Source organism: Bacillus sp. FSL R9-9410 (assembly GCF_038050385.1).
Lineage (GTDB): Bacteria > Bacillota > Bacilli > Bacillales > Bacillaceae_G > Bacillus_A > Bacillus_A cereus_U.
In genome coordinates this window covers 623,905-636,604 of the sequence record NZ_JBBOTV010000001.1, presented here as the reverse complement: position 1 = coordinate 636,604, position 12,700 = coordinate 623,905, and the positions used below count along the sequence as shown (strand labels likewise).

The following is a 12,700-nucleotide window of genomic DNA, read 5'->3' as shown; positions in this document are numbered from 1 at the left end:
TAAACAGTCTGCACTCTATACTTAAATTAATCCAATAAAGTGAAACTTTAGTCAACGTTTTTTCTACCCCTCACTAATTATTAGTCCGCAGTAATCGATTTTCTCTCAAGTAGTGAGATAAAAAAAAATAAGGGAAATCCCTTATCTTTTTTTATTGCTATATTTTTTCTTCACTTTGTCACGTTCTGTTGCAAGTTTTCGTTTATAGTTTGGTTTTACTTTTTTCGGCTTTTTAACAACTTTTGTTGCCATAACATCTAGTCCATCATTTGGTTTTTTACGGCTCTTACGACGACGACGGTCACCTAAATCCGCCCATTCATCTCCGCGTAAATCTACATGCTTAAACTCGATATGACGTTGTTTTTCCAAACTATCTAACGCTTCTTCATTTGCTGGATCATAAATCGTCACTGCAATACCTGAATGACCCGCACGTGCAGTTCTTCCAACACGGTGAACGAAGAAATCTAAATCTGGTGGAAGTTCATAGTTAATAACATGGCTAATCCCTTCAATATCAATACCGCGTGCCGCCAAATCTGTTGCGACAATGTATTGGAACTCTAAATCACGAACTTGTTTCATCATTTTTCTACGATCACGTGGTGATAAATCACCGTGTATACGTCCTACTTTTAACCCACGTTCTGCTAATCCATCGGCTACTTCATCAGCCTTCTTCTTTGTGTTTGTAAAGACAATTGCTAAATATGGTTTAAATTGAAGTAGCATATTTTTCACTAATTCAGTTTTATTACGGTGTCTTGAAGGCACAAGGTAATGATCAATATTTCCTGCTGCAACTTGCTTCGGATTAATATGAATATGTTCTGGATTATCCATATATTTCTTCAAAAATGGTTTTAATTTTTGAGGAATTGTTGCAGAGAAAACTAACATTTGTAGGTTTTTAGGCATACGTGCCGCAATTTTATCTACATCTTGAATGAATCCCATATCAAGCATTAAGTCCGCTTCATCGACAATAATAGTATCCGCTTTATAAACAAATAGCGCCTTTTCTTCTACTAAGTCTTTAATACGTCCTGGCGTTCCAACTACAATATGAGGTTGTTTTTTCAACTTTTCAATTGATCGTTGTTTATCAGTTCCACCAATTAAACAGCGTGCTGTAATCATTTGATCTTCTGCACAGAACTTTGTTAGTTTCACAATTTCTTGATAAATTTGTTGTGCTAACTCACGAGTAGGCGCTGTAATAACAAGTTGTACTTCTTCACGACTTGCATCAATTCTGTTTAATGTAGGAAGTAAGTATGCATGTGTTTTCCCAGAACCAGTTTGGGATTGTCCAATTATACTCACACCTTTTTTCACGACCGGGAAAATTTTCTTTTGAATTCCTGTCGGCTCTGAAAAGCGTAGTTCACGAACTGCATCTATTAAAAATGGTTTAAAATCATACTGTGTAAAAGTTTGTAGTGTCATAAGTTACACCTTCTTTCTAAAATTTCTACTGCGCACAAATCAGTCAAGTCTACATTATATCGAAATCTACAAGTAAAATCCATCTTTAGTTTAGGTTTTTATCTCAAAAACTAACCTTCTTTCCTTCCATTGCATATTGTATGTGTATATACCTAACTGAAGAAAGGAGGATTTCCCACATGTTTCCGAAATCCCCTATAAGACAAATGTATCCGAATCGAGGACAACAATCTTACACACCATATCCGATTCCACAACTACCACCGATGGCTCAAAAAAAGAAAGGTTTCCTTGCTAAACTCTTTAAAAAACACGATCCAACCGAACCTTTCATGCAAATGGTCCCTCCTTATCGACAAATGGAAGGGCCACCGATGATGCACCAACAACCGCCGCCCCAATATCAACAGCAACAGCCATACCAACAACAATATACACAACAATATCAACCATACATGCAGCAATATCCTCAACAGATGATACCACCTCAAATGTATGAATCAAATGATACACGTGGTGCTGCGTCAGCTACAACTGCAGCGGCATCTAGCAGCGGCATCGGTAGTTTTTTTTCAAATTTAATTTCGAACCCAACTAATATGATAAATAATATCGAAAAAGTATCTCAAGTCGTGCAATCTGTCGGTCCTGTTGTCGAACAGTACGGTCCCATTATGCGTAGTCTACCAAGCATTGTTAAAATCCTCACCTCTGGAAAAGGTACGGAAGAAAATCAAACTGAAGATGCAACAGAACAGGTTGAGGTAGCAACTCCACCTCCTCCACCTCCAAAAAGGAAACGAAAAAAAATAGTGCTTGAACCGGTAATAGAAAAAGAGGTTCCGAAAGAACCCGTTCAACAATCAGCAACAAAACCAAAACTATATGTGTAACAATCCTTTGTTTTCTATCCACTCCTCCTTTATAATGTAATGGACTATGCACAAAAGTATCCCTTGTTTAGAAGGAGAGGATTACTCACATGAAGATTGTTAAAATTTCCCCTCGTGGTTATTGCTACGGTGTTGTTGACGCAATGGTTATTGCACGTAACGCCGCATTAGATAAATCATTACCGAGACCCATTTATATTTTAGGTATGATTGTTCACAATAAGCATGTCACAGATGCTTTCGAAGAGGATGGCATCATTACATTAGACGGTCCAAGTCGATTAGAAATTTTAGATAAAATCGATTCTGGTACTGTTATTTTCACTGCACACGGTGTTTCTCCAGAAGTTAAACAACGTGCAAAAGCAAAAGGTTTAACGACAATTGATGCAACTTGCCCAGATGTTACAAAAACACATGACCTTATTGAAGCAAAGAAAGCTGAAGGATATCATGTCATTTATATCGGCAAAAAAAATCATCCAGAACCAGAAGGCGCAGTTGGTATTGCACCTGATATCGTTCATCTTATCGAAAGAGCTGACGATTTAAAAACATTAGAAATCCCAACAGATAAAATTTTAGTTACGAATCAAACAACAATGAGTCAATGGGATGTTCAACATTTAATGGAGGACATTCAGAAAAAATTCCCAACAGCAGAATTCCACAAGGAAATTTGTTTAGCAACTCAAGTTCGCCAAGAAGCTGTCGCTAAACAAGCTGATGTTGCAGATTTAACAATTGTTGTCGGCGATCCGAAAAGTAACAACTCAAACCGTTTAGCACAAGTATCACAAGAAATCGCTGGTACGAGAGCATACCGCGTTGCAGACGTAAGTGAAATCCAATTAGAATGGCTACAAGGTATCGAAAATGTTGCAGTTACAGCGGGTGCTTCTACTCCAACACCAATCACAAAAGAAGTTATTGCTTTCTTAGAGCAATATGACCCGATGAATCCAGCTACATGGGACAGAATTCGAAAAGTACCACTTCAAAAGATATTGCCACGTGTAAAAGTAAAAAAACAACAATAACAAAAAACCGTTGCCTACATGAGCAACGGTTTTTATTTTTCTTATACAAATGTGAACGGATCCGTATGTAACTGTGAAGCATGAATTTGTACATTGAAATTCTTTTCATCTACTTTGGCTTGCAATTGTTTTTGTACACCTTGCTTCATTACTTTTTCAACGTTATGCCCTGGATCGACTATATTTAAACCAATCATCATCGCATCGTGAGCAACATGATAATACATATCACCTGTTACATATACATCTGCTCCTTTAAATTTCGCTTGGTTTATATATTTATTACCGTCACCACCAAGTACAGCTACTTTACGCACTTTATCATCTAACTTTCCAACAACTCTTGCACCCTTTACATGTAATGATTGTTTTACATGTGAAGCAAACTGCTCAAGCGTCATTTCTTCTTGTAAATACCCTATTTTACCAAGGCCTAATGTTTCACCTTTATTATCAAGCGGATATACATCATATGCCACTTCTTCATATGGATGGGCTGCCAACATCGCTTTAATAACTTTTCTTTGTAATGAAGCTGGAACAATCGTTTCGACACGCGCCTCTTCCACACGTTCTAACTGTCCAGTTTCTCCGATATAAGGGTTTGTACCTTCTTGAGGGATAAACATGCCTACCCCTTCGCTACCGAACGTACAGTGGCTATAATTACCGATATGACCTGCATCCGCATCTCCAAGAGCTTTGCGCACTTCTTCTGCATGGGTTACCGGAACAAATACAACAATTTTTTTCATTTCTTCTGCATATGTAGGAGCTAATACTTCTGTATTTTGTAACCCTAACGCATCAGCAAGTAAATCATTTACCCCGCCCTTAGCAATATCTACATTTGTATGCGCTGCATACACCGCAATATCATTTTTAATACATGTTTCAATAATTCTTCCGTACGCCTTATCTGTATGAATCGCTTTTAATGGATTAAAGATTAAAGGATGGTGCGCTATAATGATATTCGCTCCTAATTGGATCGCCTCGTCCACAACTTCCTCAGTTACATCTAACGCGATTAATACGTGCTGCACAGGTTTATTAAGCGCTCCAATCTGTAAGCCAACCTTATCCCCTTCCATCGCTAAATGCTTCGGATACATACCTTCAAACAAAGAAATAATTTCATGACCATTCGGAATTTTACTCATGATAAAACCTCTCCTATCATTTTCATTTTCGCATCTACTTCTGCACGCTTCGCTTTTGTCTCTTCAGACTCTACTGCACGCTCTAACTGTTTTAAAATATTTTGGAAGTTTTTCAATTCTCCTTCCCACTTTTCAACAAAAGCTTCACTTTTTTCTTTTATTAAAAATGGCCCCATAAACAATTCAGCTTGTTTATTTTCAGAGTAAGGTACCGCTATATCTCCTCGCTCTCCGACTAAAATTTCGTAAATCTTTCCGTCTTCTATTACAATTTTCTCACTTATAAGCTCCCATCCATTTTCAATAAACCATTCACGAATATGGTGCGCTGCAATATTCGGCTGTAAGATTAAACGTGTTACACCTTCTAATTTTTCTTTACCACTTTCTAAAATGTCACGAATTAACGCTCCACCCATACCAGCAATTGTAATAACATCTACTTCTCCTGGCGCTATAACAGCTAATCCATTCCCTTTACGAACGTCTACTTTACCTTGTAAGCCACTTTCAGCTACAGTTGCTTGTGCAGAGCGAAACGGTCCATCTACAACCTCTCCTGCAACTGCTTTTGTAGCAATATTATTTATAATTGTATAACACGGTAAATACGCGTGATCCGATCCAATATCAGCTACTGTAGAGCCTACCGGAATCTCCCTCACAACTTCTTCTAATCGTTTCGAAAGCTTTACTTCATTCATGTATTTCCATTACTCCTTCTCTTGTCAGTCTGTCTCCATGATAATGAATTTATAGTTGTTGTTGCAAGCCCATAACAATACTTCAATTCTCTATTACTAATCGTATTTTAGATAGTATAGAAAAACAAGCCTTTTGCAAAAAGCAAAAGACTTGTTTTTCTATACTTTATTTTTTCTTCGATAACCAATCAGCTACTTTTGCCGCTTGATCAGCTGGAACTATATTTGCTGGCATATTTCCTTTTCCTTTTGAAATAACTTCTTTAATTTCATCTTTCGAAAGTTTCCCACCAATTTTTTGTAAATTAGGTCCTACCGCCCCTTGTAACTGATCACCATGACAGCTCGTACAGCTTTGCTTTACAATATCCTCTGGCTTTGATGCTGTTTGTGCTGGTTTCCCGCCATTTTTTGCATCAGCTAACTCTTTAGATTTATTTAGCCCCTGAAATGAAAATACAAACATAACGATAATACCTAATGCTGCAATAAGAGCGAACGGAATCAATGGATTACGTTTCATATCTCTTCTCCCCCCTCTATACCGCTAAATAGTTAGATGATTCAGTCATTTATATTGTACTTGAAAACACTCTATCAGAAAAGAGCAAACTACTACTTGTTAAAAATATTCCGTAAATTCATTTTATTGATTTTCACTATTATATCGCATATTATTTCGATAATTACTAACGTTTCTCATCATATTTTTTACTTTTCTACATATTATTTTGTATGGAATAAACAAAATTAATCGAAAAATCGAAAAATGAGCATTTGCAAATCAAAAGACAATTCTGTAAAATAAATTACAAGAAATTGTAATCGTTGCCGATAGATAAATTTTAACAAAAATTAACAAAATAAAAAAGTTTACTTCACAAAAGTGAAGTAAACTTAAAGGTAGCCTATTCTAAGAAATCCTTAAGACGCTTACTACGGCTTGGATGTCTTAATTTGCGAAGTGCTTTCGCTTCAATTTGACGAATACGTTCTCTCGTTACGCCGAATACTTTCCCAACTTCTTCAAGCGTACGAGTTCGTCCATCATCTAAACCAAAACGAAGACGCAGAACATTTTCTTCACGATCTGTTAGTGTATCTAACACATCTTCTAATTGTTCTTTTAGCAACTCATACGCTGCATGGTCCGCAGGCGATGTTGCTTCTTGGTCTTCAATAAAGTCACCTAAATGGGAGTCGTCTTCTTCACCAATTGGTGTTTCAAGAGAAACTGGCTCCTGTGCAATCTTTAAGATTTCGCGTACTTTTTCTGGAGCAAGATCCATTTCTTCACCAATCTCTTCAGGAGATGGTTCGCGTCCTAAATCTTGTAATAATTGACGTTGTACACGAATTAACTTATTAATGGTTTCAACCATATGAACTGGAATACGAATTGTTCGCGCTTGGTCTGCAATCGCACGTGTAATAGCTTGGCGAATCCACCAAGTTGCATACGTACTAAATTTAAAACCTTTACGATAGTCGAACTTTTCAACCGCTTTAATTAGACCCATATTTCCTTCTTGGATTAAGTCTAAGAAAAGCATACCGCGGCCAACGTAGCGCTTTGCAATACTTACTACAAGACGTAAGTTTGCTTCTGCAAGACGGCGTTTCGCTTCTTCATCGCCTTCTTCAATACGTGTCGCAAGTCGAATTTCTTCTTCAGCGGACAGTAAGTCAACTCGACCAATTTCTTTTAAGTACATACGAACAGGGTCATTGATTTTCACACCTGGTGGCACACTTAAATCATTGAGGTCGAATTCTTCTTCCGTTTTTGTAATTTGGCGATTATTAGGACCTTCGTCGTTGTCATTGTCACCAACTAAGTCAATCCCTTGTTCACCTAAATATTCATAGTATTCATCCATTTGATCGGATTCAATTTCAAATCCATTCATGCGTTCTGCAATCTCTTCATATGTAAGAACGCCACGTTTTTTTCCAAGCTCAGTGAGTTGTTCTTTCACTTGCTCAAGGGTCATTTCAGTTTCAATTTGTTTAGAACGAGCTGGTTTATCAGCCATCTGTTCCCCTCCTTACGCGAGATACAAACATTCATTATACTAAAATTTTATCGAAAAAGCTATTTTCTTGCTTTTTGACTTTGTAAATATGCCACATAATATTTAGCAGCCTCTACAGGATCTGTTTTTTCCATTTGTTTTACTTTAAAGATAATTTCCATCTTTTCAAGTTTCTCTTTATGGCGTCTTAACGCCTCCAAATGACCTTGTAACGCTTCTTCTGTGTACTCTGGATTAATAAATTCATCCGTCGAAATATCAGTGATAATATTTTTCAACTTTTCATCAGAGAGCCAACTTAAAAATGTTCCGACTGAAGGTTCATTTCCCTTTTCATAATATGCGTATAGTTCATATAAAATCCCTTTATGTTCTTCTGTATAAAAATCTTCTATATGAGGTTCCATACGTACTGTCACTTCTGCACTTTGCAACATATGGTAGATAATTTCTCTTTCTGCCCTTTCAAAACCTGTTAACTTCGGCTTCGTTTGAACAATTTGAGATGGCTTAGAAACCTGCTTTATTTGTTTTTGCTGTACCTTTTGTTCTTTGCGATATTGGTGCAATTGATTCAAAAGTGTTTCCATTGAATACGAAAATTCTTGCGATAATGATTTTAAATATGATTCCGCCTGCATCGCATCCTGTAGCAATGATAACTCTTTTAAAACACTTTTCACATATTCTTCTTTGCCAGACTCATCTTGCAAATTTTTCCCTAAACGCAAATGATTTATTTTGAAACCAACAAAACTTATACTTGATTTCACAAGATTTTCAAAAGCGGTTGTCCCATATTGTTGCACATATTCATCAGGGTCAAGCTTATCTGGCAAGGATGTAACTTTCACTTGGCAACCAACTTGCAATAGTAATTGCCCTGCTTTCATCGTCGCTTCTCGCCCTGCTTTATCACCATCATAGCAAAGAACAACAGTTTCAACGTTACGTCGCAGAAGTTTCGCTTGTTCTTCAGTTAAGGCTGTTCCCATTGTCGCAACAGCTTCTTCCACACCACTTTTCACCGCAGCTAGTACATCGGCATAACCTTCAAAAAGGACAACCTGCCCACGTTTTCTAATAAACGGCCTTGCTTGGTGGAAATTATACAACAGCTTACTTTTGTAAAAAATCGGTGTTTCAGGACTATTTAAATATTTCGGAGTGTCATCTCCTAACGCCCTTCCACTAAACGCTATCACCTTACCTTGTAAAGTATAAATCGGAAACATAACTCTTCCGCGGAAGCGGTCATAATGACTGCCATCCTTCTCACTTCTTACAAGAAGGCCAGCTTGTTCCATACTAGATAGCGACAAACCTCTTTTTTGTAAAACTTTCGTTGCTGCATCCCAAGCTTGTGATGCATAACCAATTTCAAATTTCTCAATCATCTCTTTTGTAATACCACGTTTTAATAAATATGAAAGTGCTTCATTTCCTTCTTCTGTATTTACTAATAAATGATGATAATACTTTTTCAAAAGTTCATGAGCCTGTTGCATGATGACAGTGTCATCAGATATGTCTTCTTGTTGTTGTTGTCCTTGCCCTGATGTATATTCTGCAACTGCAATTCCATTTCTTTCGCCAAGCTTTTGAACAGCCTCGGTGAAAGCAAGTCCTTCCATTTTCATAAGAAAAGAAAATACATTTCCACCTTCTCCACATCCGAAGCAATGAAAAATTTGCTTATCAGATGAAACAGAGAATGAAGGAGAATTCTCACCATGAAATGGACAAAGGCCGAAATAGTTACGTCCCTGCTTTCTAAGTTGAACATACTCACCAATCACTTCTACAATATCAGATGATGTCCGAATCTGTTCAACAACTTCTTCGGGAATTCTGTTCCCCATAAATCCATCTCCGTGTCGTATTTTGTATTCGATATAAATTAAAAGATTCCTTTATAATTCGACAATATTTTTCTAAATTTGTTAGAAAGTACTGTCGATCACATTGTGTAAACGATTTTGGACCTTTCGTATAAGTCCCCAGTCTGCGTGAATTCGCAGATACATACTACTATATAAAATTGTATCCATTTGCTCATCTGTTACAAATGTATCTCTTGGAGACAATACATATACTCCTTTTTCACAAGAAGACTAGCAAGCACTATAACCTGTATGATCATGAGATCTGTAGCTTTTGCATGTTGATGAATATAACAATCAACTTCATCTTGCTCAGAATCTGCATAGACCCAATTGCCTTGCTGTTTTCTTGAACGATGAGCATAGGATGCGACAAACAAAATTTCGACATAAAATTTTGTTCCAACTTGCACAATTACATTCTTCACGGGATACGCATCTGCATCAAATAATATCTTACTGATGTTTTGCATATTTCTGTATTCTACATCCCTTCTGTGAATCCTTCCATAATGTGCGTTTTCTTGTCTAGATTTTGTCGATTTAACGTAAATACATGTCTTTTTCGAAAATCCTATCCCTAGTTTATTCTGAAAAATTAAAGTCTAAACGTAAAATATAGGTTTTTATCACAATTTTTTATTATAATATATTTTCTTCAACTACGCTACATATCCCTTTAATTTTCATCTTACATTTAAAGATAACGAAATCGTTCCTTTAGCATAATAAAAAAAACAGAAGAATATAAGTATAACCATTCCGCTATATTCTATTACTAAGCCGAAAGTTCATGCTCTACTTCGCATCTTCCTCTATCGCCTTCTCACGAGCGAAAAAAGCACATTCACCTTTGGTAAATGTGCTAAAACATTTTTTGGTTTTGCACTGCATTCACAATAATATTTGCTGTTTCTTCAATCGCCTTATTTGATACATCAATCACTTGACAATTTATTTTACTAATTACTTCCTCAAAATGACCAAGTTCTTCTTGAATACGATTAATATTTGCATATGTTGCTCCATCACTTAATCCAAGTGATTTCAATCGTTCTTTTCGAATATGATTTAACTTATCCGGTATAATTTTCAAACCGAAACATTTCTCTTTTGCCACTTGATATAATTCCTCAGGTGGATCCACTTCCGGTACAAGTGGTACATTGGCAACTTTCAAACGTTTGTTATGCGCTAAATATTGTGAAAGTGGTGTTTTTGATGTACGTGAAATTCCAATCAACACGATATCAGCTTTTAAAATACCACGTGCATCTCTACCATCATCATACTTAACTGCAAATTCAATCGCTTCAATTTTTTTAAAGTACTCTTCATCTAATCTTCGAACGACACCTGGCTCATACCTTGGTACTTGCCCTGTAATTCCTTCAATTTGATCGATAAGAGGTCCGATAATATCGTATGCCTCTACTCCTTCTTTTGCCGCTTCTGTCAATAAATATTGACGCATATCAGGCTTTACTAACGTAAAACAAATAAGCGCTTGATTGCTCTTGGCAATCGAGATTACTTCTTTTAATGTCCCCGTATCTTCTACATACGGTACACGTCTAATATCAGGAGCGAATGGGAACTGTCCCATTGCCGCTCTAACAACCAAATCAGCCGTTTCTCCTACAGAGTCAGATACGACATATACGATTTTATTATCCATTACATTACCTCACTTTAAACAAATTACACTTATTCGTTATTTACTAAATTTACAAACGCACGTGTAATATTTGTTTTTGTAATTCGCCCAATCACTTCTAAACCTTGTTTCGTATCCTTCACAACCGGCATCGCATCAATCTGTCTTTCTATTAATTCCATCGCAATATCATATAAAGAATCCTCCCTGCGACACATCGCAATGTTTGGCATCCTTGTCATGATAATATTAACCGGAAGAGAGGTTAAATCCTGCTTTCCTAAGCTAGCTCGTAATAAATCTTTACGAGATACAACGCCAACTAATAAAGTAGCTTGATCTACAACAAATAATGTACCAACGTCCTCTAGAAACATAGCACAGATTGCATCGTATACTGATACATTTTTATCAATTACAGCCGGTCTAGATTGATAATCTTGCACTTTAATTTTCTTAACAGCTTCAGATAATAGCTGTCCCCCAGTTTTACCCGTATAAAAATAACCTACGCGTGGACGTGCTTCTAAATAACCAGCCATCGTTAAAATTGCTAAGTCTGGTCTTAGCGTTGCACGTGTTAAACCCAATTGCCCAGCAATTGACTCCCCTGTAATAGGACCGTGATCTTTTACAATCTGAATGATATGCTCTTGCCGTTTATTCAGCTCTATGATAATCACCACCTTTAATGCACAACGAAAAAAGTTATACTATCTCTTAAATATTATATACTAAATATGCTATTCGAAAAAGAAAGTATGTAAAAAGGACCGTATACGGCCCTTTTTATATTTGAAACTTATCAAGTTGTTCCAAGAAACGCCTTGTTTTCAAATAAATCCCACAATATTCATCATAATATGTATTCAATACTGTACGCATTTGTTTTTTTGTACTATCCTTCACCGATACATTACCGAGCCGGTGTAAATCGAAGTGAAGAAAGAGACGTAATAATTTATGAACAGCCTCTCCCACCGGAATACGATACGGATCTTGTTCCGCATGACGCGAGCACAGAAAACCGCCTTCCCTGACAGAGAAGGCGACAAAATCTGTTTCTTGATGACAAATAGCACATGTATCAAAGTACGGGTGCATCCCTAATACCGGAAGCATTTTCGTTTGATAAATTAATGATAATGCTTCTGGGTCAACACCCTCACACATATAATGCAACGTTTGATATAACATTTCAAATAAATACGGATTATGCTTCTTATCTTCTGTTGCTTTATCAGTTAATTCGATAATAAATGATGCATAAGCAGTTAAAAATATATCCTCGCGAATTTCTTTCATAGATGAAATAATCTCGCCTTGTTGCAAAGTTCCAAGTCCAGATCCAATTTGAATAAGAAAATGACCATGTGTCATAAGTTGCGAAATAGCCGCTAACCGACTCTTCGGTTTTTTCGCCCCTCTTGCCATTGCACTTATCTTACCAAATTCCCGTGAGTATATTGTAACAATCTTATTTGTTTCTCCGTAATCTGTTGTACGGATGACAATGCCCTCAACTTTTTGAAACATGTTCGTCACCATCCAAGGTTTGAACAAAACGGGTCAAGAAATTGGAGAGTCTAGATGCGCTAACTCCTCTTCATGTTGATCCATCTCATCGTTTACGTCTTTTTCCATTTCTTTCAAAAGCAAATACGTTTCAATGCTTCCTGTTTTGGAGAAAAACTTCCAGGTAAAATCTAGCATAAGAATCCACCTTTCTCAATAAGCGTAGCCTATAAAGCAATTTCTTTTGTTGTTATTAAGTTGACCCATTTTGTTCATTTTCATGTGAGAAAAAATTTTCCTAATTTATCAAGGTTCATAAAAACCAATAATCAGTGGATGAACAAAACACCCACTGAT

At 36.7% G+C, this 12,700-nt stretch carries 13 protein-coding genes; 2 read left to right on the top strand and 11 right to left on the bottom strand.

Annotated elements, in window-relative coordinates; all coding sequences use genetic code 11:
* Positions 1–141: 141 nt before the first annotated feature.
* Positions 142–1,452, bottom strand: coding sequence for a DEAD/DEAH box helicase (locus MKX77_RS03475; RefSeq protein WP_341305841.1), 1,311 nt, complete (start codon positions 1,450–1,452; stop codon positions 142–144).
* A gap of 179 nt (positions 1,453–1,631) precedes the next feature.
* On the opposite strand from MKX77_RS03475, the gene vrrA reads away from it, so the two are divergent.
* A complete protein-coding gene (gene vrrA, locus MKX77_RS03470; protein ID WP_341305840.1) occupies positions 1,632–2,345 on the top strand; it encodes a VrrA/YqfQ family protein in 714 nt (237 codons plus the stop codon).
* A gap of 89 nt (positions 2,346–2,434) precedes the next feature.
* Positions 2,435–3,385 carry a 4-hydroxy-3-methylbut-2-enyl diphosphate reductase gene (locus MKX77_RS03465; RefSeq protein ID WP_341305839.1) on the top strand — a complete coding sequence of 317 codons (951 nt, stop codon included), beginning with the start codon at positions 2,435–2,437 and terminating at the stop codon, positions 3,383–3,385.
* A gap of 41 nt (positions 3,386–3,426) precedes the next feature.
* Here MKX77_RS03465 and MKX77_RS03460 read toward each other — a convergent pair whose 3' ends face one another.
* The 10 genes from MKX77_RS03460 to MKX77_RS03415 all read right to left on the bottom strand — a co-directional run bounded on the left by MKX77_RS03460 (position 3,427) and on the right by MKX77_RS03415 (position 12,541).
* Entirely contained in the window at positions 3,427–4,548 is a 1,122-nt protein-coding gene (locus tag MKX77_RS03460; RefSeq protein ID WP_341305838.1) for a Nif3-like dinuclear metal center hexameric protein, read from the bottom strand.
* Complete coding sequence (locus MKX77_RS03455) at positions 4,545–5,252, bottom strand: tRNA (adenine(22)-N(1))-methyltransferase (protein ID WP_341305837.1); 708 nt, start codon at positions 5,250–5,252, stop codon at positions 4,545–4,547. The genes MKX77_RS03460 and MKX77_RS03455 overlap by 4 nt, the downstream gene beginning before the upstream one ends.
* A 166-nt stretch (positions 5,253–5,418) precedes the next feature.
* Positions 5,419–5,775 carry a cytochrome c550 gene (gene cccA / locus MKX77_RS03450; protein ID WP_341305836.1) on the bottom strand — a complete coding sequence of 119 codons (357 nt, stop codon included), beginning with the start codon at positions 5,773–5,775 and terminating at the stop codon, positions 5,419–5,421.
* A 385-nt stretch (positions 5,776–6,160) separates the two neighbouring features.
* On the bottom strand, positions 6,161–7,288 hold the full coding sequence (gene rpoD, locus MKX77_RS03445) for an RNA polymerase sigma factor RpoD (protein WP_000764062.1): 1,128 nt from the start codon (positions 7,286–7,288) through the stop codon (positions 6,161–6,163).
* A gap of 59 nt (positions 7,289–7,347) precedes the next feature.
* On the bottom strand, positions 7,348–9,150 hold the full coding sequence (gene dnaG, locus MKX77_RS03440) for a DNA primase (protein ID WP_341305835.1): 1,803 nt from the start codon (positions 9,148–9,150) through the stop codon (positions 7,348–7,350).
* Between the two features lie 200 nt (positions 9,151–9,350).
* Entirely contained in the window at positions 9,351–9,644 is a 294-nt protein-coding gene (locus tag MKX77_RS03435; protein ID WP_341305834.1) for a DUF188 domain-containing protein, read from the bottom strand.
* Between the two features lie 392 nt (positions 9,645–10,036).
* Positions 10,037–10,849, bottom strand: coding sequence for a pyruvate, water dikinase regulatory protein (locus MKX77_RS03430; protein ID WP_341305833.1), 813 nt, complete (start codon positions 10,847–10,849; stop codon positions 10,037–10,039).
* Between the two features lie 29 nt (positions 10,850–10,878).
* A complete protein-coding gene (locus MKX77_RS03425; protein ID WP_215556635.1) occupies positions 10,879–11,511 on the bottom strand; it encodes a helix-turn-helix transcriptional regulator in 633 nt (210 codons plus the stop codon).
* A gap of 106 nt (positions 11,512–11,617) precedes the next feature.
* Positions 11,618–12,364 carry a DNA repair protein RecO gene (gene recO / locus MKX77_RS03420; RefSeq protein ID WP_016106175.1) on the bottom strand — a complete coding sequence of 249 codons (747 nt, stop codon included), beginning with the start codon at positions 12,362–12,364 and terminating at the stop codon, positions 11,618–11,620.
* A 33-nt stretch (positions 12,365–12,397) separates the two neighbouring features.
* Entirely contained in the window at positions 12,398–12,541 is a 144-nt protein-coding gene (locus MKX77_RS03415; protein WP_000883924.1) for a YqzL family protein, read from the bottom strand.
* Positions 12,542–12,700: the final 159 nt, after the last annotated feature.